The organism is Bacillus sp. FSL M7-0307 (assembly GCF_038627835.1).
In the GTDB taxonomy this organism is placed as follows: domain Bacteria; phylum Bacillota; class Bacilli; order Bacillales; family Bacillaceae; genus Bacillus; species Bacillus altitudinis.
Genome location: NZ_CP152023.1, coordinates 1,689,134 through 1,713,269, shown reverse-complemented (window position 1 = coordinate 1,713,269; position 24,136 = coordinate 1,689,134). Strand labels below are relative to the sequence as shown.

Annotated in this window: 29 protein-coding genes; 10 read left to right on the top strand and 19 right to left on the bottom strand. The window is 40.0% G+C overall.

What is annotated here, in order from left to right; all coding sequences use genetic code 11:
- The first annotated feature begins 153 nt into the window (after positions 1–153).
- Positions 154–573, top strand: a complete 420-nt coding sequence (locus MHI41_RS08665) for a hypothetical protein (RefSeq protein WP_017367294.1) — start codon at positions 154–156, stop codon at positions 571–573.
- Between the two features lie 34 nt (positions 574–607).
- The gene (locus MHI41_RS08660; protein WP_317329256.1) at positions 608–868 is read left to right on the top strand and encodes a YesK family protein; all 261 of its coding nucleotides are present in this window, start codon (positions 608–610) and stop codon (positions 866–868) included.
- Between the two features lie 129 nt (positions 869–997).
- Here MHI41_RS08660 and glnA read toward each other — a convergent pair whose 3' ends face one another.
- The 5 genes from glnA to spoVK all read right to left on the bottom strand — a co-directional run bounded on the left by glnA (position 998) and on the right by spoVK (position 6,536).
- Positions 998–2,332, bottom strand: coding sequence for a type I glutamate--ammonia ligase (gene glnA / locus MHI41_RS08655; RefSeq protein ID WP_007499421.1), 1,335 nt, complete (start codon positions 2,330–2,332; stop codon positions 998–1,000).
- A 60-nt stretch (positions 2,333–2,392) separates the two neighbouring features.
- On the bottom strand, positions 2,393–2,803 hold the full coding sequence (locus MHI41_RS08650) for a MerR family transcriptional regulator (protein WP_342494714.1): 411 nt from the start codon (positions 2,801–2,803) through the stop codon (positions 2,393–2,395).
- Between the two features lie 91 nt (positions 2,804–2,894).
- Complete coding sequence (locus tag MHI41_RS08645) at positions 2,895–4,175, bottom strand: aminotransferase class I/II-fold pyridoxal phosphate-dependent enzyme (RefSeq protein WP_046343581.1); 1,281 nt, start codon at positions 4,173–4,175, stop codon at positions 2,895–2,897.
- 18 nt (positions 4,176–4,193) lie between these two features.
- Positions 4,194–5,456 (bottom strand): GTPase HflX, encoded by a 1,263-nt coding sequence (gene hflX, locus MHI41_RS08640; protein ID WP_282833642.1) that lies wholly within the window; start codon positions 5,454–5,456, stop codon positions 4,194–4,196.
- Between the two features lie 120 nt (positions 5,457–5,576).
- Complete coding sequence (gene spoVK, locus MHI41_RS08635) at positions 5,577–6,536, bottom strand: stage V sporulation protein K (protein ID WP_008344008.1); 960 nt, start codon at positions 6,534–6,536, stop codon at positions 5,577–5,579.
- 320 nt (positions 6,537–6,856) lie between these two features.
- Between spoVK and MHI41_RS08630 the strand changes: the two genes are divergently transcribed.
- Positions 6,857–7,615: an N-acetylmuramoyl-L-alanine amidase gene (locus tag MHI41_RS08630; protein ID WP_008344009.1), complete on the top strand. Its 759-nt coding sequence runs from the start codon at positions 6,857–6,859 to the stop codon at positions 7,613–7,615.
- Positions 7,616–7,670: 55 nt separating this feature from the next.
- Here MHI41_RS08630 and MHI41_RS08625 read toward each other — a convergent pair whose 3' ends face one another.
- The 9 genes from MHI41_RS08625 to MHI41_RS08585 form a co-directional block, all read right to left on the bottom strand.
- Positions 7,671–8,288: a hypothetical protein gene (locus tag MHI41_RS08625; RefSeq protein ID WP_272511537.1), complete on the bottom strand. Its 618-nt coding sequence runs from the start codon at positions 8,286–8,288 to the stop codon at positions 7,671–7,673.
- Between the two features lie 84 nt (positions 8,289–8,372).
- Positions 8,373–9,353: a class 1b ribonucleoside-diphosphate reductase subunit beta gene (gene nrdF / locus MHI41_RS08620; RefSeq protein ID WP_008344010.1), complete on the bottom strand. Its 981-nt coding sequence runs from the start codon at positions 9,351–9,353 to the stop codon at positions 8,373–8,375.
- Between the two features lie 17 nt (positions 9,354–9,370).
- The gene (gene nrdE, locus MHI41_RS08615) at positions 9,371–11,473 is read right to left on the bottom strand and encodes a class 1b ribonucleoside-diphosphate reductase subunit alpha (RefSeq protein WP_017359033.1); all 2,103 of its coding nucleotides are present in this window, start codon (positions 11,471–11,473) and stop codon (positions 9,371–9,373) included.
- On the bottom strand, positions 11,433–11,825 hold the full coding sequence (gene nrdI, locus MHI41_RS08610; protein ID WP_017359034.1) for a class Ib ribonucleoside-diphosphate reductase assembly flavoprotein NrdI: 393 nt from the start codon (positions 11,823–11,825) through the stop codon (positions 11,433–11,435). The genes nrdE and nrdI overlap by 41 nt, the downstream gene beginning before the upstream one ends.
- Before the next feature lie 265 nt (positions 11,826–12,090).
- Positions 12,091–12,303, bottom strand: a complete 213-nt coding sequence (locus MHI41_RS08605; RefSeq protein WP_003212415.1) for a hypothetical protein — start codon at positions 12,301–12,303, stop codon at positions 12,091–12,093.
- Between the two features lie 79 nt (positions 12,304–12,382).
- Positions 12,383–12,715, bottom strand: coding sequence for a YmzC family protein (locus tag MHI41_RS08600; RefSeq protein ID WP_007499435.1), 333 nt, complete (start codon positions 12,713–12,715; stop codon positions 12,383–12,385).
- Between the two features lie 162 nt (positions 12,716–12,877).
- A complete protein-coding gene (hfq, locus tag MHI41_RS08595; protein ID WP_003211269.1) occupies positions 12,878–13,099 on the bottom strand; it encodes an RNA chaperone Hfq in 222 nt (73 codons plus the stop codon).
- Between the two features lie 25 nt (positions 13,100–13,124).
- Positions 13,125–14,075 carry a tRNA (adenosine(37)-N6)-dimethylallyltransferase MiaA gene (miaA, locus tag MHI41_RS08590; protein ID WP_272511536.1) on the bottom strand — a complete coding sequence of 317 codons (951 nt, stop codon included), beginning with the start codon at positions 14,073–14,075 and terminating at the stop codon, positions 13,125–13,127.
- 68 nt (positions 14,076–14,143) lie between these two features.
- On the bottom strand, positions 14,144–14,545 hold the full coding sequence (locus MHI41_RS08585; protein WP_007499437.1) for a YmaF family protein: 402 nt from the start codon (positions 14,543–14,545) through the stop codon (positions 14,144–14,146).
- Positions 14,546–14,649: 104 nt separating this feature from the next.
- Between MHI41_RS08585 and MHI41_RS08580 the strand changes: the two genes are divergently transcribed.
- The 4 genes from MHI41_RS08580 to MHI41_RS08565 all read left to right on the top strand — a co-directional run bounded on the left by MHI41_RS08580 (position 14,650) and on the right by MHI41_RS08565 (position 16,272).
- Positions 14,650–14,913, top strand: coding sequence for a hypothetical protein (locus tag MHI41_RS08580; RefSeq protein ID WP_017359036.1), 264 nt, complete (start codon positions 14,650–14,652; stop codon positions 14,911–14,913).
- Positions 14,914–15,025: 112 nt separating this feature from the next.
- On the top strand, positions 15,026–15,568 hold the full coding sequence (locus MHI41_RS08575; protein ID WP_008344015.1) for a TetR/AcrR family transcriptional regulator: 543 nt from the start codon (positions 15,026–15,028) through the stop codon (positions 15,566–15,568).
- Positions 15,569–15,570: 2 nt separating this feature from the next.
- Positions 15,571–15,888: a multidrug efflux SMR transporter gene (locus MHI41_RS08570; RefSeq protein ID WP_017367286.1), complete on the top strand. Its 318-nt coding sequence runs from the start codon at positions 15,571–15,573 to the stop codon at positions 15,886–15,888.
- 15 nt (positions 15,889–15,903) lie between these two features.
- Positions 15,904–16,272 carry a multidrug efflux SMR transporter gene (locus tag MHI41_RS08565; RefSeq protein WP_007499443.1) on the top strand — a complete coding sequence of 123 codons (369 nt, stop codon included), beginning with the start codon at positions 15,904–15,906 and terminating at the stop codon, positions 16,270–16,272.
- A 46-nt stretch (positions 16,273–16,318) separates the two neighbouring features.
- On the opposite strand, the gene MHI41_RS08560 is transcribed toward MHI41_RS08565, so the two are convergent.
- Together MHI41_RS08560 and MHI41_RS08555 are read right to left on the bottom strand one after the other, a co-directional pair.
- On the bottom strand, positions 16,319–16,768 hold the full coding sequence (locus MHI41_RS08560; protein ID WP_272511535.1) for an OsmC family protein: 450 nt from the start codon (positions 16,766–16,768) through the stop codon (positions 16,319–16,321).
- A 76-nt stretch (positions 16,769–16,844) separates the two neighbouring features.
- The gene (locus MHI41_RS08555) at positions 16,845–17,579 is read right to left on the bottom strand and encodes a poly-gamma-glutamate hydrolase family protein (RefSeq protein ID WP_007499447.1); all 735 of its coding nucleotides are present in this window, start codon (positions 17,577–17,579) and stop codon (positions 16,845–16,847) included.
- 584 nt (positions 17,580–18,163) lie between these two features.
- On the opposite strand from MHI41_RS08555, the gene MHI41_RS08550 reads away from it, so the two are divergent.
- Positions 18,164–19,489 (top strand): S8 family peptidase, encoded by a 1,326-nt coding sequence (locus MHI41_RS08550; RefSeq protein WP_272511534.1) that lies wholly within the window; start codon positions 18,164–18,166, stop codon positions 19,487–19,489.
- An 89-nt stretch (positions 19,490–19,578) separates the two neighbouring features.
- Here the strand turns inward: MHI41_RS08550 and MHI41_RS08545 are convergent, their stop codons facing one another.
- The 3 genes from MHI41_RS08545 to MHI41_RS08535 all read right to left on the bottom strand — a co-directional run bounded on the left by MHI41_RS08545 (position 19,579) and on the right by MHI41_RS08535 (position 22,430).
- A complete protein-coding gene (locus MHI41_RS08545) occupies positions 19,579–20,727 on the bottom strand; it encodes a Rap family tetratricopeptide repeat protein (protein ID WP_058213763.1) in 1,149 nt (382 codons plus the stop codon).
- Positions 20,728–20,892: 165 nt separating this feature from the next.
- Positions 20,893–21,642 (bottom strand): poly-gamma-glutamate hydrolase family protein, encoded by a 750-nt coding sequence (locus MHI41_RS08540; RefSeq protein WP_008344021.1) that lies wholly within the window; start codon positions 21,640–21,642, stop codon positions 20,893–20,895.
- 314 nt (positions 21,643–21,956) lie between these two features.
- Positions 21,957–22,430 (bottom strand): CarD family transcriptional regulator, encoded by a 474-nt coding sequence (locus MHI41_RS08535; protein ID WP_007499456.1) that lies wholly within the window; start codon positions 22,428–22,430, stop codon positions 21,957–21,959.
- 589 nt (positions 22,431–23,019) lie between these two features.
- Between MHI41_RS08535 and MHI41_RS08530 the strand changes: the two genes are divergently transcribed.
- The gene (locus tag MHI41_RS08530; protein WP_035701075.1) at positions 23,020–23,421 is read left to right on the top strand and encodes a hypothetical protein; all 402 of its coding nucleotides are present in this window, start codon (positions 23,020–23,022) and stop codon (positions 23,419–23,421) included.
- Positions 23,422–23,546: 125 nt separating this feature from the next.
- Complete coding sequence (gene bslA / locus MHI41_RS08525) at positions 23,547–24,083, top strand: biofilm surface layer hydrophobin BslA (RefSeq protein WP_017359045.1); 537 nt, start codon at positions 23,547–23,549, stop codon at positions 24,081–24,083.
- Positions 24,084–24,136 lie beyond the last annotated feature (53 nt).

The window sequence follows — 24,136 nt, the reverse complement described above, 5'->3', positions numbered from 1 at the left end:
CATCTTGCTGAGTATATTTGACAATTTAGTCAAAATAAAAGAAGAATATTTGTTACTTAGTCATTCACGCTGTCTATTTTTGTCGAAACGATAGTAAAAAGAAGGTACTTCATGTAAAATTTCCTTTGCACCTAAAAATCAGGAGGATCCAATATGAAGAAATTATCTATATTCATTTTTATTTGTTTAATGATGCTAACAGCTTGCAGTAGCGCAGCATCAAATGAAAAACAGCTCACGACAGCCAATATTATTGAAGCTTTTAAAAGTGCTGGGCTTGAAGCAGAAAAACCATCTGATCTTAAACAAAAAGAGTTTGGAAATATAAGAGAAGAAGGAAAAAGGATTCTCGTTCCTTCCTTAGGTGAAAATGCTGGTGGAAGGATTTTTAAATTTGGAAATGAAACTGATTTACAGCAGGCGAAATCCTATTATGATGAGTTAGGCAATGCTGGATCTATGTTCTTCTCTCACACCTATTCAAAAGGAAACTTTTTATTACAAATGAACGGTGAAATGAAAGATTCTGAATTTGAAAAGTATAAGAAAGTAATGGATGAGGAAATAAAATAATTTCATATATTTTCAAAAGAAGGAAGGTCAATAAATGTCATCATTTTGGCTGCTAACAGTTATCCTTACGATTGTTATATTGGGTGTTTCTTTGATCTTTAAAAGAAAGAATGCACCTTTACAGTATGGAATACCATCGATTCTCATTCTCATGAGTATTATCTTATTATTAATAAGTTTTTTCGTAGGAAAGTGGGAAGGTTTAGGATTGGGTGCAATCAGTATATCTTTACTGATTGCATCTGTGATCACTTTAATTATTCATAGTACCTTGAGTTATTTTAGTGGTAAATAACATAGAGCCACTTTTGCATAAGAAGTGGCTCTTTCGATTATTAAAAGTGAAATATGCATTAAAATATCACAAGACCAACTAATTAAACAAAACCCCCCTGCAGCCAATGGCTCCAAGGGGTTTTCTTTATTAATATTGAGACATATACTGATCGCGTTCCCATGGGTGTACTTGGGTGCGGAACATATCCCATTCGATTTCTTTTGATTCGATGAAGTGCTCGAATAAGTGATCGCCTAGTGCGTTGATCATGACTTCGTTTGACTTGAGCAGCTCAAGTGCTTCTGCAAGTGTTGCAGGCAGGTCAGCGATGCCATTTTCAAGGCGCTCTTCTTTGTCCATGACATAGATGTTTCTGTCGATTGGCGCTGGTGCGTCTAGTTTGTTTTTGATGCCGTCAAGACCTGCTGCAAGTAATACGCTTAGTGCAAGGTATGGGTTTGCAGATGGGTCTACACTGCGTACTTCTACACGTGTGCTGATGCCGCGTGATGCTGGGATACGGATCAATGGGCTGCGATTTTGTGCACTCCATGCTACGTAGCAAGGTGCTTCATAGCCAGGAACAAGACGTTTGTAAGAGTTCACCGTCGGGTTTGTGACCGCTGTGAAGCTTGTTGCGTGCTTCACGATACCTGCGATAAAGTGTCTAGCTGTCTCGCTTAATTGTAAATCTGCTTTTTCATCAAAGAATGCGTTTTTGCCATTTTTGAATAATGATAGGTTACAGTGCATACCAGATCCGTTTACACCGAACAATGGTTTTGGCATGAATGTCGCATGAAGTCCGTGCTTTCTCGCAATTGTTTTAACAACGAGTTTGAACGTTTGAATGTCATCACAAGAGCGGATAGCGCCTGCATATTTGAAGTCAATTTCATGCTGTCCAGGTGCTACTTCGTGGTGAGACGCTTCAATTTCAAAGCCCATTTCTTCAAGCTCAAGCACGATATCACGGCGGCAGTTTTCGCCTAGATCTGTTGGTGCAAGGTCAAAGTATCCACCTTTATCGTTTAGTTCGAGCGTTGGCTCGCCTTTTTCGTCTAATTTAAATAAGAAGAATTCTGGCTCAGGTCCAAGGTTGAAATCACTAAATCCTAATTCTTCCATTTCCTTTAAGATACGCTTTAAGTTGTTACGAGGGTCTCCATCAAATGGTGTCCCGTCTGGCTTATAAATGTCACAAATAAAGCGTGCCACTTTACCTTTTTCTGCTGTCCAAGGGAAAATAACAAACGTGTTTAGATCTGGATATAGGTACATATCTGATTCTTCGATACGTACAAACCCTTCAATAGATGAACCATCAAACATACATTTGTTATCGAGAGCTTTTTCTAACTGGCTCACAGGAATCTCAACATTTTTAATTGTTCCGAGAATGTCTGTAAATTGCAGACGGATGTACTTTACGTTTTCCTCATTTACTAATTTTACGATATCTTCTCTTGTGTACTTTGCCATTTCGTAAAACTCCTCCCCTACAAAAGGTAAAATGTGTATAGCAATGCTTTTGCTAATTGGTTAACGGAAGAACCTTGACATATCCCCCTGCCTAAAGGTCGTTCCTTGTTGGAAACGTCCAGCCTGAATGAGTTCCTTCTTCAGTAGCTTCCTGAGTTCATCATCTGTCAAGTTGTGCTTCGCTGTGGTTTTCTCCTCTGTCCTTGTTTCAGACGATGGATTTTCTGCCTCAGCTTTGGCAAAAAGTTTTTTGATTCCTGCCATGTTTACACCTTGTTCGATGAGGTTTTTGATTTCTAGTAATTTATCAACATCATGGAAAGAAAATAATCGGCGATTCCCATCACTTCTAGCTGGAAATACTAAACCATTTTCCTCATAATAGCGAATTTGTCTTGCAGATAATTCTGTTAGCTGCATGACAATCCCAATTGGGAATAAAGGCATTGAGCGGCGAATGTTATCACTCATCTCAACTGTCTCCTCCTCTTTGCTTAAATTTATTATATGTCATGTTATATTATGTGTCAACGAAATGTTAGGAATATTAACATGGATTTTTTTATCGAGCAGGCACTTCAATAAAACCTTGCTCTAATAAGGCATCTACAGCACTGCAAATGGCATTTTTCACATGGGCATACGTGAGACCGCCCTGAACATAGGCTGTGTACGGCGGTCTGATCGGACCATCGGCTGATAATTCAATGCTGGCTCCTTGGACAAATGTGCCCGCTGCCATAATAACATCGTCCTCGTATCCCGGCATATAGCTCGCATGCGGTGTGACATGACTGTTAATCGGTGATGCATATTGAATGGCCTGACAAAATGCAATCATTTTTTTAGGGTCTCCAAATTCTACAGATTGAATCAAGTCGGTTCTTTTCGCATTCCACGACGGGTTTGTTTGGAACCCGAGTTTTTCAAGAAAACGCGCTGTAAACACGGCGCCTTTTAAACTTTGTGCAACAACATGCGGTGCTAAGAAAAATCCTTGATACATTTCCTGGAGCGCATACAGCGATGCACCCGCTTCACTGCCGATGCCTGGAGATGTCATTCGATAAGAGCAAGCTTCTACCCATTTTTCTTTTCCGACGATGTAGCCGCCCGTTTTGGCAAGGCCGCCGCCTGGGTTTTTAATGAGAGAACCTGCCATAAGATCTGCACCCACATGACACGGCTCTTGTAATTCAGTAAATTCACCATAACAGTTGTCAACAAACACTATGATGTCCTCATTGATGTCTTTCACAAATGAAATCATTTGTTCAATTTCTTCTATTGTAAAGGATGGTCTTGAAGCATACCCTTTAGAACGCTGAATCCCGATGACTTTTGTTTTTGGGGAAATAGATTCTTTGACTTTGTCGAAATCGACAGATCCATCTTGACGCAAATCAATGGCTTTGTAATCGATCTGAAAATCTTTTAATGAGCCTGTCCCTTCTTTGCCGCGAATCCCGACAATCTCTTCTAGGGTATCGTAAGGTTTCCCCGTCATGTAGATCAATTCATCACCAGGTCTTAGCACACCGAATAAGGCGATGGAAATGGCATGTGTTCCAGAAATGATCTGCGGGCGTACAAGACCGCTTTCCCCTCCAAATACATCCGCATAGATCTTTTCTAACGTGTCTCTTCCCATATCATCGTAGCCATAACCAGTTGTCGGGTTAAAATGAGAGTCACTGACTTTATGTTTCCGGTAGCTTTCAAGAACCCGCCACTCATTTTGTTCGCTCTTTCGATCAATTTGCTGATGTATTTGTGAAATGTCTTGTTCTGCTTCTGCTGCTATTTTTTCTAAAATGGTGCCATGTTTTAAAGTGTGAAACATCGTGATTTAATTCCTTTCCTACAACATATACTTCTTGATTTGTCCTAATATGGTTTGCTCTTCACCACTAAATCCAGTGATGTCATAAAGCTCTGCTTCCTTTTGAAATTCCAATGATTCCACCAAGGTTTCTGACTTTAAGGCAGATATGAGTTTCCCTTCATATGCCGGAATCCTTACATGATATGGCTTTAAAAAATCTTTTTTCAGTTCAGCCATGATATTCGCTTTTAACCGCTTCACATCTTCCTCGCGCCTAGCACTGATTAAAATGTGGCGCTGCTTTGAGGAAGGGATAAAATCCGGCCGAATTTGGTCTTTTTTGTTATAGACAGTCAGCATCGGAATACGGTCAGCTTCTAATTCTTCTAAAAGCTTATGAACCGTTCGTTCGTGCCCTTCATAATCCTCATTCGAAGAATCAATCACATGAAGCAAATAGTCTGCTTCTTTTACTTCTTCAAGAGTGGAACGAAATGCTGCAATCAGTGTGGTTGGAAGGTCTTGAATAAAACCAACTGTATCGGAAATCAGCACACTGTAGCCAGATTCAAGTGTCATTTTACGCGTCATTGGGTCAAGTGTAGCAAACAGCAAATCTTCTTCATGGCTATCCGCTTCTGTTAACTGGTTAAACAATGTAGATTTCCCGGCATTTGTGTACCCGACAATAGCGATTTGGAATACGCCATTTTTCTTCCGTCGTTCCCGGTATCTCGTGCGGTGTTCTTTGACTGCAGACAGTTGTCCGTGAATTTCGTGTATGCGGTTTCGAATATGACGTCTGTCTGTTTCAAGTTTTGTTTCACCTGGACCTCTTGCGCCAATTCCGCCACCTTGTCTTGAAAGGCTGATCCCTTGTCCACTCAGTCTCGGCAAGGCATACTGAAGCTGGGCAAGCTCTATTTGCAGCTTCCCCTCTCTTGTACGGGCTCTTTTGGCAAAGATGTCTAGAATCAATTGCGTACGGTCAATGATTTTCACATCTAAGGCAGTCGCCAAAGCTTTTAACTGGCTAGGCGAAAGCTCGTCGTTAAAAATAATAACGTCACAGTCTAACTCCTCGCAAAGCACTTCAAGCTCTTCCACTTTCCCTTTTCCGATGTAAGTCGCGCTGTCCTGTCTATTTCTTTTTTGCGTCATGATGCTGACAGCTTCACCGCCAGCTGTTTTGGTTAAGGAAGCTAATTCTTCCATAGAATATTGAAAGCGTTCATCCGTTATATGCGGCAGTTGACAGCCGACAAGGATCGCTTTTTCGATCATTTCATGTTCATTCAACGTCAGTTGTTTCCTTTCTGTACTTAAGTTTCAGTAGTACCATCATACCAAACACATCACACGTATACCACCATTCGGAAGGTTTAATTTCTTGTCTCTTTACAAAAAGGATACGCCATTTCAAGAAGGCGTATCCTCTTTCATTTGCAGATCATGGCTTTTAATCGTAAGTAAATCTTTTTTATCATAATGATCCACAAGAAGTAGCCTCATCGCCTGAGTTCGGATCGCTTTTTCAATGGTGTTTCGCACAAAACGGCCGTTGCTGAATTTGGCAGGACTCGTTGTGCTCTTGATGTGCATTAAATAGTCTCGCAGTTTCCATTCTGCCTCTTGGGTAAAGACATATTCCCGATCGGCCATCATTCGTTTTGCAATATCCATCAGCTGATCGACTGTATAATCAGGGAAGTTGATATTGATCGGAAATCTCGATTGCAGACCAGGATTTAGAGAAAGAAAATGATCCATTTCCTTGGAGTATCCAGCTAAGATGAGGATGAATTCATGCTGCTTATCCTCCATATGTTTTACAAGGGTATCAATGGCTTCTTTCCCGAAATCCTTCTCTCCTCCGCGGGCAAGAGAATAGGCTTCATCGATGAACAAAATGCCGCCTAGTGATTTTTTAATCAAATCTCTTGTTTTTTGAGCTGTATGTCCAATGTACTCTCCAACAAGATCTCCTCGTTCTGCTTCAATTAAGTGCCCCTTTGAAAGAACATTCATTTCAAAGAAAAGCTTCCCGACAAGCCGTGCAACCGTTGTTTTCCCTGTGCCGGGATTTCCTTTAAACATCATATGAAGCGCTTGTTTTCCTACCTTTAATCCTTGTTCTTGTCTTTTTTGATTCACAAAAATCCAAGCATAAATTTCTTTTATGTTTCGTTTCATTTCATCCATCCCGACAAGGCTGTTCATTTCTCGTTCTATTTCTCGTAAGATGCTGTGTTTGGCCTCATTTTTTTGCAAGGCCTCTAAGTATTCTGCCTCTGAATCTGCATCAACCAATACTTGCTTCTGTCCATTAAGTATAATGTTGATTTGGCCGTTATTTTTATATGTGACAGCTCGCTCCAACGTATTCACCTCTCGCTCTTCTCTCTTTAATCTATTCGGGTGGAGCTGTAATCGTGACAATCGCCCGCACTAGCATCGGTTTACTGTCAAAATGACCCGAGATACCGGTTATTGTAGGGGATTGTGCGGTTTCCCAGGAAATGATGTGCTATTTCCATTGTATTCATCCATTTCGGGCGGACAAACCAACAATTTGTTTTTTCTTAGAAAAATAGCGCCTTTTCTTCCCAAATTGTGCAGAAAAGAGTCTCGATGATTTCCGCATTTTGTACAGGCAATTTTTCTATTTCCTCATAAAATAAAGACGAGGTGATGAATAGATGGTGAAAATTTTTATTGATCCTGGCCACGGAGGAACAGATTCTGGAGCTGCTGCTAATGGACTTTTGGAGAAAAATATCACACTGCAAATTGCGCTTTTTCTGAGAGATATGTTGATTAGTGAATATGATGGGGTTTCCGTCCGCTTAAGTCGTTCAATTGACCAATCCGTCACGTTATCCCAGCGTACGAATGCGGCAAACAGTTGGGGAGCTGACTATTTCGTGTCTATTCATATTAATGCTGGCGGAGGCACAGGTTTTGAAAGTTATGTATATCCTGGCGTTTCAGCACCAACCACCACGTATCGCAATGCTCTTCATGATGAGATTGTCCGCTCCGTTGATTTTGCCGACCGCGGCAAGAAAACAGCGAACTTCCACGTTCTTCGGGAAACTTCTATGTCTGCCATTTTAACTGAAAACGGTTTCATCGATACGGTAGCTGATGCAAATAAGCTCCGTAACGCTACTTTCCTTCAAGGGATCGCTCGTGCTCATGCCACTGGATTAGAAAAAGCCCTTCAATTGAAAAAAAAAGCAAGTAATCTATATAAAGTACAGGCCGGGGCTTTCAAGGTTAAAGCCAATGCGGATGAACTAGCAGCTACACTCAGATCCAAAGGATTTGAAGCACTGGTCGTACTAGATAGCGGCATGTACCGAGTCCAAGCTGGCGCTTTCCGTTCAAAGCAAAATGCAGATGACCTCGTCGCTCGATTAAAGCAGGCCGGTCACGACGCATTCGTTTTTCAATAATCTAAAAAACAAACCGGCTCAAGTCATCTTTAGAGCCGGTTTGTTGTCTATCCAATTATGCTAAAATGTTCACGACAAATTGAGACCATGTTTCAAGACGATCGAAGTACTCAGGCTTTTTCAAATCTGTTACTTTCATCCATTTGCCTGAGATTTGATCTGTTTCTTTTACTTCTACATGAGCACCCGGCGATAATTCAAGGGCTGATAACAGTCCGATGTGCACACGGCCGACACTATTGTCATCATCATTAATGAGTCCAAGGGTTTTCATCTCAAGTTTGTCTTCTTCTTGAATCGAAAGTTCCTCGTCCAGTTCACGATCGGTATTTTCTTTTAGAATATCAGCAAATTTTTTTCCTTCAATGAAATTCATATGACCCCCAAAGCCAAGAGATAACTTATGATGTAAGCGAGTCTCTCCCCCACCTTGAAGTCTTTCATATACATACACTTCGTCCTCACGCTTAATGACAACATATGGAATCGGCTGCTTAAAGTCAGGATTTTCTTCTGCATCGCCTCTTCGCATTTGCTCGAAGTGCTCTTCGATTTCTTTCATAATGGTGCTGATTGTTTTCTCTTCACTATTCACACCATTAAACGCAAGTGTTTCGTTTTGGAACACGCGTGCGCGCGGTGCAACTAAAATAATTTCGTCCATTTTTCCCATGTTCGGTAACCTCCAGTATGTAACACATTGTTAGAAATGGCAAAAAGCCAAAACGAGTGATGCGTTTTGACTTTTACGCTTTCCTTATGATTCATCTCCAAAGAAGAAATCGTCATCTTTTAACGGCTCAACTGTTGCCTTTTTGTAGCCGTTCCCTTTCATTGAGAAGAAGTCATGTGACTTTGTTTTTGTATTGAGTCCGTTCAATACAATTGGGTTGATCTCTTCTTCTTCAAAGTAAGGGGCAAATCCAAGGTTCATTAACGCTTTATTGGCATTGTAACGAATGAACTTTTTCACATCATGCGATAAATTGACTTGGTCATAAATATCCTCAGTGTAATGAAGTTCATTTTCATAAAGCTCATTAAGCAGATCGATAGAGAAATCATAAAGCTCTTTTTGCACGTCAGGTGTTTGTTTGTTGTAAATTTCTTGTGCTAACAATCCAACATACACACCGTGAATCGCTTCATCGCGCAAAATCAAGTTAATGATTTCACCACTTTGCATGAGCTTTCCTTGCCCGTAGAAATATAGCGGGTAGTAAAAGCCGCTATAGAATAGGAAGCTTTCTAAATACACTGAAGCAACCATTGCTTTAAATAAGGAAATCGGGTCATCCTTTTGAATGGAACGGTACAGACCTACAATCATATCTGCTTTCTTTTGCAAGAATTTATTTTTCTTGACCCATTCAAATACTTCACTAATCGTTTCAGTCGGTGCAAGCGTCATGAAGATATTTGAGTATGATTTTGCATGCACTGCATTTTCCATCATGGCCATAAAGTTTAACACGGCTTTACGTTGATGACCGTCCACATGTTCAGCCACTATCGGCATTCCTGTATTTCCTTGTTCTGTATCAAGTAACGTCAGTCCAGCCAGTACCTTCATGTACGTATCTCGCTCTTCTTCACCTAAATATTTCCATGTTAAAAGGTCCCCGTTTAAGGAAATCTCTTCTGGAAGCCAGAATTGCTTGACGTTTTGGTTGTAAAACATTTGTGTAAAATCGTCTTCGTGTTTTGACCAGTTGGCTGCATCATAAATTTTTGTCACGTTAAACTCTCCTTTAATCAAACAACACAAGAAAGACAGCCTTCCTGCCCTGTATCCTTCGTTCTTGCATAATAAAGTGTCTTAATGCCTTTATGGTGTGCATAAAGATCGATGCGGTTTAAGTCACGCGTTGTCATCGTATCTTTTAGGAATAATGTAAAGCTGATTCCTTGATCGACGTGCTGCTGAATGGTTGCGATCATATCGACCACTTTAAACATGTCCATATCGTATGCTTCTTTATAGAAGAACCAGTTTTGTGCTGAAAGTCCTGGCATTGGATAATACGTTTTGCTGTTTCCGTATGTTCTTTCTTCGATACGTTCCATAATTGGCATCACAGACGCTGTTGCCGATTGAACATACGAAATAGAACCTGTTGGTGCAATGCATAATCGATAGCTATGGTACATGCCATTTTCCGCTACAAAGTCTTTGAGTGCTGCCCAATCTTCTTTTGTTGGAATGTGCATGCCTTCAAATAGCGCAGCTGCTTTTTCTGTTTTTGGAGTGAAATCATTTTCTACGTATTTATTGAAGTACTCACCTGTTGCATAACCAGAGCCCTCATAACGATGGAATGTTTCCCCTTTTTCTTTTGCAAGCTCACTTGAACGCTTAATGGAGTAATAGTTCACCATCATAAAGAACGTATTAGCAAAATCTCTTGCTTCTTCACTTTCATAAGCGATTTGGTTTTGAGCTAAATACCCATGAAGGTTCATCGCACCAAGTCCAATTGACTTCATCGCTTTGTTCGCTTTTCTAACAGCTGGTGCATTGCGGATATCTGTTGTTTCAGACACAAGTGTGAGTGAGTCCGTTGCAAGCTTGACTGTTTTTTCAATGGATTTGTTTTTCATCACGTTCATGATATTTAAAGAACCAAGGTTACAAGAAATATCAAGTCCGATCTCATCATCTTGATCATAGTCCGTGTAAGAAGAGACTTCTGAAGCTTGAAGTACTTCTGAGCAAAGGTTTGAGAATTTCACACGTGAAATATGGTTCAGTGCGTGCTCTCTATTCACATTATCTTGGAACATGATATATGGATAGCCTGATTCTGAGCGCAGAACAGCTAATTTTTCAAGAAGTTTTCTCGGATTGACTTTTTCTTTTTTGACTTTCGGGTTTTCTACAAGCTCGTCATACATTTCTTCCATATCCATCTCATCAAGATGCTGTCCATAAGCTTTATAAACTGTATGAGGATAGAATGTGTAAGCTGTTTTATCTTCTCTAGCAAGCTCGATAAATTTATCTGGGATGACGACACCGATCGATAGTGTTTTCACACGAACATCTTCATCCGCAGAGATTTTTTTCGTATCTAAGAAATCATTAATATCTCTGTGGAAAATATTCAAGTACGCACTGCCTGAACCTTGTCTTTGTCCCATTTGATCTGCATATCGGAATGCATTATCAAGAAGTTTCATGACGCCTACGACACCTTTGGTCGCATTTTCTACATCTTTGATCGCTTCACCTTTCGCACGAAGCTTTGAAAGGTTCAAGCTGACGCCGCCGCCTAATTTAGACAGCTGCATGGAAATATCAATGGCTCTTGAAATATCATTTAATGAGTCATTCACTTCAAGCAAGAAGCAGCTCACCAGCTCACCACGTCTTTTACGGCCTGCGTTTAAGAATGTTGGTGTACTTGGCTGATACTCTTGGTTGATCATCAGTTCCACAAACTCAAGTGCTTTCTTTTTGTCTCCACCCGCAAAGAAAAGAGCCACAACTGAAATGCGGTCTTCATAGCGTTCAAGGATTTTCTTTTTGTCATTTGTTTTCAGTGCATAGTCATTGTAAAACTTAAACGCACTCATAAATGATGGGAATCTAAATTTCTTGGCATATGCAGCTTCAAATACTTCTTTAATATCTGACATGCTGTATTGTCTTAAAAATTCTTCCTCATAGTAGTCGTTTTCTATTAAGTAATCAATCTTCTCTTCTAGATTATGAAAGAAGACCGTGTTTTGATTAATATAATCTACGAAATAACTATGTACAGCTTCTTTGTCCTTGTCGAACTGAAACTTTCCTTCTTTTTGAATCATAATCTCGTTATTTAATTGTATCCACTTTGGAACCTGATTTTGTGACAATTCTTTCTACCTCCTGTGTAAACAATTCAACATCCCTTTTTGTTCCGCTTAGTTCAAAGGTGTGCAAAATAGGAACTTGATATTGTTTAGAAATCGTATCGGCGCTTTTGGCAAAGTTATCTCCCCACACTTTGTTCCCACTCACCGCTACACCTAGTAAAAGGTGCGCATTTTTCTCTAAAAATGACTGAGTGGTACCAGGGACTTGTCCAAATCCTGTCGTAAAGGTGACGAGAATAAACGGCGTATCCAAAAACTCTTCTCCAGTCAATTTTCGTTTGTCTGTAAAAGGGGTCTTGTCCAAAAAGCGTTGAACATTTCCTGTTTTTGAATCAAATACGATTTGAATCAATTCCATCACGACCTAGTTTTTAGTATTGTTGATCATTTCGTTATTCACTATATATAGTATACTATGTTTTTTCAAAACACAATATATAGATGCTCGAAACGAAAAAAATCAACCAACCCGGCCGAACATTCATAGCCGAACTCGTACGTTCAAATAAATAGAGCAGAGCAGGTTCTAAAAATAGACTGCCCTACTCCCTATTCAACTGAAACCGAAATCTATCATAACACGAAAAAAAATCGCTTAGTAGACTAGACTTTTTGTTTTATTTTTTGTAGGCATCGCACTGTAAATCTTCTGACACTTCTGTTATTTCCACTTCAACACCTAATTCTTTCAGCACCGCTTCAAGCGCAGAGACGATCGAGGCTTCTCTTACTAACTCTTTCCCGTTTACAGAAACGCTTGTTCCATATTCGAAACAGGAGTCATCTTCACAAGTTTGTTCCCAATGATTAATTTTAATTTTGTGTGTCATGAACTCATCCTTTTCTGTCTAGATGTCTGATGCATGTTTATAGTGTAGCGACTTCACATTCATTTGTAAATTTACGTGCTTACTCTTCATCAAAGTCTTCACTATCACCATCATCTTCATCCCATTCATCTATGTACTTTGTCGTAATGAGCGTCAGCTCTCCTTCTTTTTCATCAAACCGGTATACATGTACTTCATCATCTTTCACAACAGCAATGTGATTATTTTTTAGCGCAACAGATGATGGTAAAAGACCATCAACACGGCTCCCATCATGCTCACCAGAATGGTTATGCCAACTTTCTTGTCTCGTTTCGATGTTCGAGATGGCGCATGATCCAAATAAGACAACGATTCCAATCAAAAGAAGGATCACTCTAATCCTTCTTAATTCAAGCTCTGCATTTTCCATATAAATCCCCTCACCCTTTTAAATGTCCAATAAGGATTTATACGCAACTTGGACAGAAAAGTTTCATGGCATGCAAAATAGCCCCTCTGCACTGACAAAAAACGTAGCGGGTTTCGGCCGGTTTATTCGCAGCTGCATGGGGCTATTGGTGAAAACGGGTGTTTATTCTAATTCAAGATTTACATTTTTTTGAGGTGCAAATGTTGAAATCGCATGTTTATAAATAAGCTGCTGCTTCCCTTCTGTCTCAAGCAGCACCGTGAAATTGTCAAATCCCTTTACTTGACCGCGAAGCTGAAAGCCATTCAGTAAAAATACTGTGACAAATGTATTGTCTTTGCGGATCTGATTCAAAAATTGGTCCTGAATATTAATCGGTTTCATGTTTCGTCCTCCTTGATTCTGATAACTACAGTTTCGCTTTAAGTCCAAGCTTTCCTGCTATATATGCGAAAATTTCCTCTTTTTTGTCCGAAAAGTGGCAAGGTGGTGTCATATCAAACCAGGTGACATCCATTTTATTACGGAACCACGTAAACTGACGCTTCGCATATCTTCGGGAATTTTGTTTTAATTGCTGGATGGCTTCATCAAGTGAGCAGTTGCCTTGAAAATAGGCATACAACTCTTTATAACCAATCGCTTGAACAGACTGACAATCTTTCAAACCAGATTGATAAAGTGCGCTCACTTCTTCAATTAAGCCTTCATCTAACATCATATCAATTCTTTGATGAATGCGCTCGTACAAAAGCTCTCGGTCCATTTTCAGCCCAATGAAGGCAGTGTCATACAGAGGAATTTCTTGATGCCCGTTTTGCATATCAGACATTTTCTGACCTGTTGTATGGATGATTTCAAGCGCCCTGATCACGCGGCGGACGTTATTCGGATGAATCGCTTTTGCAGCCTCAGGATCGGCTTCTTTTAGCTTTTCATACAGCTTGATCGGTCCATGCTGCTGTTCAAACAGCGTCATCTCTTCTCTAAAAGCAGGATCACTTTTCTCATCAGTAAACGTGTAATCATATAAAACAGACTGAATATATAGCCCAGTTCCACCAACAATCATGGGCGTTTTTCCTCTCGCAGCAATCTCTTTGATTTTTAAGCGGACAAGCTGCTGAAATTCAGCTGTAGAAAACGATTCATCCGGTTGTTTAATATCGATTAAATGGTGCGGAACGCCATTCATTTCTTCAGGGGTGATTTTCGCTGTGCCAATATCCATCCCTTTATAGATCTGCATGGAATCCCCGCTGATAATTTCTCCATTAAATGCTTTCGCTATATCAATGCTCAGCTTTGTTTTTCCGACAGCCGTCGGACCTACTAATACAATCACTGGTTGTTTTTTCATAACATCACTCTCTTTTACAAACTGCCTACAGTATAGCATAACTTCTCTTTCTCTCCTATAACCTCCCGTCACCAGCCAAGTGGTTCATTCCCGACCACTTCATATGTCTTTCCTTTTAAACGGTGCTTATGCGTTGGCCTTTCTTCATCTGGACTGTAAACGACTCCCCCGTATGGAATCGGGACAGAATCGGTATAGGCAGAAAACGTGACTTCCTCAATTTCATGGTAGTGCGTCCCGTCCACTCTTGGGATAGCAGGTCCAGTGACGCCATAATATCTATGAAAATGCCCTCTTTCAAATGACGTGATCCCCCGATAATAATGAGTATGTCTATCGGTACTGCTTCCATTCACAGGCTGAGAAATACCTTCTATTAAATGATAATGTTCTTCTGTTACATCCGTTCGCGCTTTATAAGCATGAGCATGAGGTGGACATTTAGCCCAATCAGACGGATACAGGCCCATTTTTTACATTCCTCCTTATTTTAGGCATTCACCCAAACACAAGTGGGCCACTCGAATACACTGATGTCAGTTACAGTGATTTTATGTGAAAGGAGTCTTTTTTTATGAATTATTTTGACGCACCGTTTGTTCAAGATGAGATGAGAAGACCTTTTGGATTTGGACGCCCTGGATTTGGTTTTGGAAGACCTGGGTTTGGTTTTGGGCGCCCTGGTTTTGGCTATGGGAGACCTGGATTTTTTGGACCGCCATTTTTAGGTGGTTTTGCTGGAGGGCTTCTAGCTGGGTCGCTTCTTGCTCCAGGATATGGCTATGGTTATCCTTATCCACCGCCATACCCGCCATATGGACCATACCCTTATTATTAATTATGACGATTTAGTGAAAACATCCTCTTATAAAATGAATCGATTGACACATTTGTTTTTCATAGGTTAACATTTACTTTACCGACCGTTCAGTAAAGTAGGTGTTTTTTTTATGTCTAAAACGAAAAAAGAACAAATTTTTGAGGCAGCAGCTCACACCATTCTAAAAGAAGGATTGAGTCAGCTCACCCTTCAGCAGGTGGCAGAACATGCAAATATGACCAAAGCCGGGCTACTGTATCATTTTTCGAGCAAGGAAGACCTGATCCAGCAAATGAATGAGCATGCGGTTGCCTCTTTTCGTCAGCAGCTTGACACGTATCAGGAAACATACAAAAACGAAAAGGCGCCTTATGTACGTGCCTATATATTGGCCACATTAAATGATCTTGATAGGCAAAACACCACACAGCTATGTACAAGTATGCTGGCAACCATGTCATTTGATGAAGCGTTATTAAATCCTTGGCGTCATTTTTATGCGGAATTTAAAGAAAAAGCAGCCGAGGAAATCAATGACCCTGCACTTAGCCAATTGATCCGTCTTGCCTGTGATGGCATATGGTTTTCAGAAATGTTTCAGCTTGAACCATTGAATCGAGAGGAAAAAACCCTTTTACTTCATCGGATTTTACACATTTTAGAGGAGGGATGATGATGATCCTCGGATATCTTTTTTTGGCTATCGCCATTTTTTCAGAAGCGATTGGGGCAGCGATGCTGAAACTATCAAATGGTTTCACACGCTTTAAACCTAGCGCTGTCGTTGTCGCTGGCTATACACTTGCTTTTTACATGCTGTCATTGACCCTTAATATCATTCCACTTAGCATGTCTTACGCCACATGGTCTGGGGTAGGTACCGTCCTCACGGCTTTTTTTGGCGTGCTCTTTTTCAAAGAAACCTTGAACCGTCAAGCACTTATTGGAATGGCAATGCTTGTTTCAGGGGTCGTACTATTAAATATGTCTTAAAGGATGTGAAGTGATATGAAAGGAATGCTTTATTTAACAGGAGCCATTTTGACAGAGGTTTTTGGCAGTACGATGCTGAAGCTTTCGCAAGGTTTTACACAGGTGCTGCCGAGTATGGGGGTCCTGATCGGATTTGGGTGCGCCTTTACCTTTCTCAGTTTGGCACTCAAAACAATTGAGCTGTCATCTGCATATGCCACTTGGTCTGGGGTCGGTACAGCACTTACTGCTCTTGTGGGCCTCGTACTATTTAACGAAACCATTCATATGAAAGGATTCATTGGTCTTGCACTTGTCATATGCGGCGTCATTGTCTTAAATCAATCCAAAAAACAAAAGGAAGAAAAGAAAGAACCATTCGATCAAACCGAATGGACGTCATAAAAAAAGTCATTTTCTCCATTAATCAAGAGAAAATGACTTTTTTGTCTTAATGACCCGCTTTGATGGTTTCTTCTAAAGAAATATGGACATTCCCTTGCACAGCTCTAGAGATCATACATGAGCTTTCAGCTTTATGTGCAAGCTTACGAGCTCGTTCTATGTCCTGTGCAGTAGCAGACTCTTTGAGAATGATGACAGGACGGTGAATGATTTTCTCATATGTAAACACACCGTTTGTCACATCGACAACTGCCTCAGAGCTCATCGATAGATCCTCTTTCTCTAATTGACTCCGCTCCATCATGGCTGCAAGTGTAATGATATAACATGTGGCCGCTGCACCTAGGAGCATCTCATCTGGATTTGTTCCAATACCCGGTCCATCCATTTCTTTTGGAATGGAAACCTCCGTCTTTAACTGTGCACATTCGATTGTCCCCACATCGTTACGCAGACCAGGCCAGCTTGCCTGAAGATGAAAATGATGACGCGCCATATCTGTCTCTCCTTTTGTTATCACTTTTTATAGTGTAACAAGAATTCACCTTGCTGTCTTAAGATGTGCACCATCCTTACGTATATTCTTCATCCAGCACCGTTCGAATCGCCCTGACATACCGGTAGAACGTCTCGTTTTTTGTACTCGATCGCTGCCGAAAATCGAAACTGTCAAATAACGCTTCCCGTTGACTTCTACTAATCTCAAGCTGTACACTTTGCCCTGTTTTTGTAAGATTATTAATATTATGATTGCTCGTTCCGCTTAGGGTTGCGTGTGCAACTGCAAGTTCAGCAGAAAAACCGTTGCGCTCTAATGAGTTCACAATTTTTTCAGCACGGTCATAGTCTGTTCCGCCAACAAGGGTGTGGTCAATTCCCGGCTCCCCTTTATATCCATGAACAGCTAATACATAATCATGTGCTTTTGCCTGTGCGACTCCGATTGGTTCATCGAAGTTTGTACTTGTAATATGAAGTTCTGATGCATTTTCTCTAAAACCTTCAAATAAGTACGTAGAAAAATCGTTATCAAAAAAATGGACAATCTCACTAACGCCGCCTTCGATTCTCCCGCCATGAGGCGACATCACTAGAAGACGGCTGCCGGGCACTGGATTGGATGTGATTTGATAATGATCTGTTGATTCATTCTCTTCCAGTTCTTTAAAATTGCGATACATATCATTTGAACCGCTTTCGTCTTCTCCACCTGATGACACTGGCTCATCATGTTCCTGTGCTTGCATGGTATAATAGACGCCCCATCCGATGACAAGCAGGAGAAGCAAAGCAAAAAACTTCTTCATTCCCGTTCTCCTTTAACAGATTTCTAAGCCGTTTCTATGATTAATATTGAAACATCATTTCTTTTCATTTTTTCCACATTTTCTCTTCAAATTTGATCATAACACTCTAGATCATGAGATTCCTCAAAAATAAGATAATTGCATTTATATACACAGAAACGCCTTTCCTGATTGAAAACAGAGTTAGAATAGTATGACAAACAAATGAAGTTATGTTTAAAATGACCTAGTCCTACCCAGTCTGTTTTCTTTAATTCGTCTTTTTTTTATGCGGATTTGGTTTTTTTCATCTGGAATGAATCACATTTGTATGAGCATTGACCCTGTCTAGAACCCCCTTTTTTCTGCAGAATCCTCTGTTTTACTGGTTCTCTAAGAAGAACTCTCCCACCTATCATCGGCAGTTTTGATATGATTTCCACCTTTTTCTATTATTTTACAAAATGTAAACGCTTTTTCTTTTTGGATGAAATGAGTCAGACGCCAATATGAACAAAAGAAGGGACAAGAATCCGAACGAAGATGCTGTCATGTTCATAACGTAAGAGTGTACGAGAATTGATAGCTAGAATGGAGGGCATCACATGTTTGGATTTTCCATGGTACAAATGGTCAGAACACATGCTAGTAAATTGGATCAACCTTTAAGAGAGACCGTCCTTCACCTCTATAAGCCTTTTAAGTGGACACCTTGTTTTCTTCATCGTTTTTTTGAAGGTAGGTTAAAGAAGAGCAAGAAGCTTCGGGTCATCATTGAATTTAAAGAAGATGCAGTCGAAGCAGGTATTCAAAGCACAAAGCAGCTATTGAAAAAAAGCAGAAAAACAAACATCAAAAAACATTTTTCACACATTGACTGCTGCGCAGCTCATCTTACCCCTGCTGCTTTAGAGGAACTCTTAGCGAATGGGAAGCATATTCGCAAAATATATTTAGATAGACAGGTACATGCACTGCTGGATGTGGCGACACAATCAAGTCATGCGGATGAAGTCGTTCGAAATGGCACGACCTTAACTGGCGAAGGCATTACGGTTGCGGTCGTTGACACGGGCGTATACCCACATCAGGACTTAGAAGGAAGAATTCGCGACTTTGTAGATTTAGTCAAACAAAAAACGAAACCTTATGATGATAACGGTCATGGAACGCATTGCGCTGGGGATGTGGCTGGAGACGGAGCTGCTTCAGACGGCTTATACAAAGGACCCGCTCCAAAAGCCAATATCATTGGGGTAAAAGTGTTAAATAAACAAGGCGCTGGATCACTTTCTACTATTATAGAAGGTGTTGAATGGTGCATACAGTTCAACGAAGACCATCCTGACGACCCAATTCACATTATCAGTATGTCACTTGGCGGCGATGCGCAGCGTTATGATGACGAACAAGACGATCCGATGGTGCGCGCTGTCAATGCGGCTTGGGATCAAGGGATTGTCGTATGCGTTGCTGCTGGGAACTCCGGCCCTAACAGTCAAACGATCGCCAGCCCTGCCGTGAGTCAAAAAGTCATTACAGTCGGAGCCTATGATGATCGAAATACGCCCGAATCAAGTGACGATGTCGTGGCACCATTTTCGAGCAGAGGTCCAACGGTCTATGGTGAAACAAAGCCCGACCTCCTCGCACCAGGAGTCAATATCGTCTCTCTTAGATCACCAAGATCATTCCTAGATAAACTAGATAAATCAAGCAGAGTCGATGATGTTTATACGACATTATCTGGCACTTCGATGGCGACACCCATTTGTGCCGGTATCTGCGCACTATTATTAGAGCATTCATCAGATTTAACTCCTGATGAAGTCAAAACTTTATTAAAAGAAAATACAAGCAAGTGGTCTGGAGAGGATCCAATGATTTACGGAGCAGGTGCCATCGACGCAGAAAAAGCAATTCAAGAATAAATAAAAAAGCCCTTTACGTTTTTCGTAAAGGGTGTTGTTTTATCTGTTTTTATGTGTGAAGTCTTTCTTCTACTTGAGCAGCTGACATGTTATGCTTCGTTCTCATACATCTCATCTCCTTTTTGAATGTGCGTACGCGCTTCGATCACAATTTCAAAAAAAGTGGAAGATTCCTTGTACATGTCGCGTTCCTTATAATAATTAGCCGCATCAAGTGCCAATTCCTCTAAATCAGCAAACATTTTTTTGTTTCGTAGTCCCAAAAGGGCTGACCTCAATTGTTCCCAGCTGTCTGTTTCTATATAGAGTGCCTGTAAAAATTGGAATTTCAATTGATAAATTTCATCTCCCAATATAGAGGCCTGATTCATGCCTTCCTTTATAGCCTCACTCGCTCGCTCCATATCTTCGAGTTTAAAACAAGTAAGAGCCAGTGAAAACAATGATTTGATCATCATTGCAGCTTGATCTTTTTGATAAAGTGAAATGGCTTGTTCAAAGAAGACAGTCGCTGTATGGTAGGTTCCCATACTATAATGACAAGTTCCTAAGTTATTGAGGGCCATCGCCTTAAAATAAGATGTGCATTCTTTTCTTTCCATTGCTTCACACACTTTTAAAGCTTTTTCTAAATAAGGGAGCGCTTTTTGATGCTGACTTACATCAATCCAATTACCTGCCATCACAAAATCGCATTGAATGCTTCTTTTTCCATAAAGCTGATGTTTCTTATAGATGTCTCTCGCTTTTTTCGCATAATGCATAGAAAAATAGGTTTGTTTCATATGATAGTATACTTCAGCAATTTTATAATAAAATTCCGCTTTTTCGATCTCATCTGTCACTAAGATCAGCTGATGTTCCGCATGCTTATAATAGGAAATGGCTTCGATATACCGGTGCTGGGTAAATGCATACATTCCATGAAAAAAATGAAAGTAATAACCCAATAAACCCGTCATCTCATCTTCTGCCTCTTCAATTTCTTTTGGAAAAGAAACCGCTTGAAGCGATTCATTCCCTGCATGGACTGGCGTTAAGTGCTGAAGCATCATTTGATGGCGAAAATCCATGAGAGAATAATAGAGTAATAAATCTTGATCTTCTTCCATCTCATGAATGTCTTCTTCAACAAGGCGCTTCATATCGTTTGCCTGATCGACTTCAAATTTGCAAATATGTGTGTACCATTGATTGATTTTTACACCTACTTCGGAAGATGGTATTTTGTGTGCCATCCACTTCAGCCCCATTCTATCATATCAAACTGATAACTATTATTTTACATAATTTATGATTTTAAGGCAAATTGTCATTTATTTCATATTTTATGTTGATTTTGCACATTTCTATCTTTTTTACCAAGTTTAAAGAGAGTACTTTTGCCCATCAAAACCTTTTTTCTACGAAGAAGGGTCGAATTCTCTAAGCACTTCTTTTAAACCACTGACATAGCGACTAAATGCTTTTTTCTTTCCTTTTCTCGTATCAAAGTTGTCAAAAAAGGCTTTTCTCTGCGCCGTACTAATTTCTAACTGGACACTTTCGCCACTGGCATTTTGATTATTAATGTTGTTTGGATCCGTTCCAGAGAGGCGCTCGCCTTTTTGCACGAGCTCTGCGGAGAAGCCCCGGTCTTTTAGTTCTCGCACAACCGCTTCTTGCATTTTTTCGTTTGTCCCGCCCACAAGTGTATGTCTTCTATCACTTTTATAGCCGTGGATTGATATAGAAAAGGGATATGTTTTAATCATTTGAACCAAAATCGGTTCATCGAATTTTGTACTAGTGATATGCAAGTCACGATTGTTATCTTGTTTTGTCCCTTCAAATAAATACGTAGAGTACTTCTTTTCAAATGCTTCTACAATTTCACTTGTTCCTGGTTCAATTTCGCCGCCGTGAGGAGAAAAGACAAGTAAGTCACTTCCCCCTTTTTCATGAAACTCTATCTCATAGCCGTCTCTTTCATGCCGTATAAGCTGTTTAAAACTTTCATATTGATCCCCTTTTTTTCGCTCTTTCTTATACTTTTCTACTTCTTCATGATGTTGTTTTTGCTCTTTATTTTCTTGGATAGAATGGCTGCATTTCACCATTAAAAGAGCACACAGGATGAGAAAGATGAATCCACTTATGAGTAGTCTTTTCATTTCACCGCTCCTTTTCATTCTCTTCGATGTTATCTTATCGCATTATTTTACTATCAATCGCTAAAAGAATTCAAAGAATGTCCGGCTCCTTTTCATGAATCAGGAGAAGTTACCTGTTTTTTTATGTTGCCCTAGGTATTTTCGGCTTCTTTAAAACGGTTCATGTGTAAGTAAAAACTAAATCCTATGACCTCATTTTAGTTTTAGTCAAAAACACCTACAAAATTGGGAATTTTCATCTTTTTTCAAATAAAAAAGCTGTAAACAAAAGGAATATCTCCTTCTGTTTACAGCCAGTCTCTGTATATCCAGCATTAAACTCTTAATTCATTCTCTAATGCTGTCAGCACTTCATCTTGCGACATGCCTTGTGCAAGTGAAATTTCGCTCACTAACATGCCCCGTGCATCTTCAAGCATCTTCTTTTCACTAGAATTTAAGGCTTTTTTCTGATTACGTCTCATCAGATCTTTGACAACGTCTGCGCCATCTTCAATCGAACCTGTTTTTAGCTTTTTCAGATTTTCATCATATCTTTGCTTCCAAGTAAGCGTGTCGTCGTTTGTTTCTTCTGCAAAATTGTTCATCACAACTTTCAGCGTAGCTTGATCAGCTACCGGACGTATACCTAGTTGATTGATTCTGCCTTTTGGGACCATCATCTGCATATTCGGCATTTGAATCAGAAAATATTCCTGCGTCTTACCTAAAATCTCTTTTTCTTCCATTCCTTCAATCACACCGGCTCCATGCATTGGATAAACAATTTTATCACCTATTTGAAACAAATCCGCCACCTCCGAAAGTATTCACAATATCATTATAACACATTTCAGCAGAGGATAAAAATTTATATTTTATCATGTTAATTTAGCACTAGTCAATTCTTTTTATTTGAGTTTTTAAAGAATTAGCCTTTTTTTACAAAAGGAGCGCCACCATCCAGTCCTCGTACACCTTTCTTGCATATACTAGCATTGAGTCACATTTAGGAGGGATGACAATGTGCAAATGCAAGAGCAAACATTCCCACTCAAAATGCTATAAAAAGCATGACGATCATCACCATATTGAGCCGTGTGAAAAAAAGAAGTCTTATCATAAAAAAGATGATTGGTTTGAGAGCGATTTTTGGGATACGTCAAGAAGCTACGATCCCCATTATTTTCCTAAAAGTGTCTGTAGCAGATGTAAGAAGCGTCGCAGAAAAAGACATAGCTTCTCATTTTAGTGCTTGACGCTTCACCTGCTTTTGTTTTCCCGGCTGAAAAGCCGGTTTTTTTGTTGCATGTTGTTCTTTTCTTTCATATGGATAGGCTCATGAAACAGGTGCAGTTCATAAGATATGGCAACCTGAAAAAAAGGATGAGATACAAAATGAACAATATGAATAACCAAACCAACCATTACCATCAAGGAAATCCCTATCACACGTTTGAAAATGTGTATACAGCCAATCATGAGCATATGATCGCACCAAACATGCATGACGCTATGAATATGCCAAATCATTATCATACCGGTAAAAAAGATGCTTATAGCGGACACCATCCGCATCATCATTCAGCCTATTCCCCTTTTATGAAGCAGTATGAACCCTATTCAAATGTACAGATGAACGATCACCATCACTTCGGTCACTACGGCAATTATGGTATGGCTCCCTACCAGCCATATGGCTATCATGATATGCAGATGATGATGCCGGCAAATCATCATATGACAGGAAATGCTTACGGAATGAACCAACCAAATGCATTCCTACCCCGTTATTACTAAAAAACAAGCAAAATAAGGGTATAAAATACCATTTAATGACATATATGAATATGGTAATCTTATAGGTAAATAATGGATGTAATCATCTATTATTTACCTATAATCAACCAAGGGGGAAGGAAGAAATGAAGAAAACATGGACAATCATTATGATGGGGATGCTTACATTGGTCATGGCACTCTCAGTACCGCTAGCCGCATCAGCTGAAGGGGCTAAAACAGAGGAAGGCAAAGCTTCAACAAATGCACGACCAGCTGCACTTTATGCAAAAATCACAGGAGCAAGTAAACAGGAATGGTCTTTTTCTGACATTGACCTGACTTACCGTCCAAATTCTGTTCTTAGTATTGGTGCAGTTGAATTTACTTTACCAGCAGGTTTTCAAGCCACAACAAAGGATATTATCAACGGAAAAGCATTAAAAGACAGTTACATTTTGAACAACGGAAAAACTGTCCGCATTCCAGCTCGTTTCGATTTATTCGGAAGTTCCCAATATACATTACAACTTTCTCATAAAGTACTTCCTGCTGCAGGTACATATACGTTCCGCGCAGAAAATCGTGCGATCAGCATTGGTTCCACATTTTATGCAGAGGATACGATTGATATTAATAAACGGCCAGTTGTCGTCACACCGCCAAATCCTTGCGGATGCTAAACAAAAAAGCGCTCTTAGAGCGCTTTTTCTCATTCATCACATCCCTTGCCACT

Coding starts and splice junctions, on each gene's coding strand:
- glnA (WP_007499421.1), bottom strand. CDS start 2,332: ATGGCAAAGTACACAAGAGAAGATATCGTAAAATTAGTAAATGAGGAA.
- bslA (WP_017359045.1), top strand. CDS start 23,547: ATGAAGAAAACATGGACAATCATTATGATGGGGATGCTTACATTGGTC.
- MHI41_RS08580 (WP_017359036.1), top strand. CDS start 14,650: ATGAATTATTTTGACGCACCGTTTGTTCAAGATGAGATGAGAAGACCT.
- hfq (WP_003211269.1), bottom strand. CDS start 13,099: ATGAAACCGATTAATATTCAGGACCAATTTTTGAATCAGATCCGCAAA.
- MHI41_RS08575 (WP_008344015.1), top strand. CDS start 15,026: ATGTCTAAAACGAAAAAAGAACAAATTTTTGAGGCAGCAGCTCACACC.
- MHI41_RS08665 (WP_017367294.1), top strand. CDS start 154: ATGAAGAAATTATCTATATTCATTTTTATTTGTTTAATGATGCTAACA.
- MHI41_RS08555 (WP_007499447.1), bottom strand. CDS start 17,579: ATGAAGAAGTTTTTTGCTTTGCTTCTCCTGCTTGTCATCGGATGGGGC.
- MHI41_RS08625 (WP_272511537.1), bottom strand. CDS start 8,288: ATGGGAAAAATGGACGAAATTATTTTAGTTGCACCGCGCGCACGCGTG.
- MHI41_RS08545 (WP_058213763.1), bottom strand. CDS start 20,727: ATGGCACACAAAATACCATCTTCCGAAGTAGGTGTAAAAATCAATCAA.
- miaA (WP_272511536.1), bottom strand. CDS start 14,075: ATGAAAAAACAACCAGTGATTGTATTAGTAGGTCCGACGGCTGTCGGA.
- MHI41_RS08605 (WP_003212415.1), bottom strand. CDS start 12,303: ATGACACACAAAATTAAAATTAATCATTGGGAACAAACTTGTGAAGAT.
- MHI41_RS08560 (WP_272511535.1), bottom strand. CDS start 16,768: ATGGCGCGTCATCATTTTCATCTTCAGGCAAGCTGGCCTGGTCTGCGT.
- MHI41_RS08660 (WP_317329256.1), top strand. CDS start 608: ATGTCATCATTTTGGCTGCTAACAGTTATCCTTACGATTGTTATATTG.
- MHI41_RS08540 (WP_008344021.1), bottom strand. CDS start 21,642: ATGAAAAGACTACTCATAAGTGGATTCATCTTTCTCATCCTGTGTGCT.
- MHI41_RS08565 (WP_007499443.1), top strand. CDS start 15,904: ATGAAAGGAATGCTTTATTTAACAGGAGCCATTTTGACAGAGGTTTTT.
- MHI41_RS08630 (WP_008344009.1), top strand. CDS start 6,857: ATGGTGAAAATTTTTATTGATCCTGGCCACGGAGGAACAGATTCTGGA.
- MHI41_RS08645 (WP_046343581.1), bottom strand. CDS start 4,175: ATGTTTCACACTTTAAAACATGGCACCATTTTAGAAAAAATAGCAGCA.
- MHI41_RS08550 (WP_272511534.1), top strand. CDS start 18,164: ATGTTTGGATTTTCCATGGTACAAATGGTCAGAACACATGCTAGTAAA.
- MHI41_RS08600 (WP_007499435.1), bottom strand. CDS start 12,715: ATGGAAAATGCAGAGCTTGAATTAAGAAGGATTAGAGTGATCCTTCTT.
- MHI41_RS08650 (WP_342494714.1), bottom strand. CDS start 2,803: ATGAGTGATAACATTCGCCGCTCAATGCCTTTATTCCCAATTGGGATT.
- MHI41_RS08530 (WP_035701075.1), top strand. CDS start 23,020: ATGAACAATATGAATAACCAAACCAACCATTACCATCAAGGAAATCCC.
- MHI41_RS08585 (WP_007499437.1), bottom strand. CDS start 14,545: ATGGGCCTGTATCCGTCTGATTGGGCTAAATGTCCACCTCATGCTCAT.
- MHI41_RS08570 (WP_017367286.1), top strand. CDS start 15,571: ATGATCCTCGGATATCTTTTTTTGGCTATCGCCATTTTTTCAGAAGCG.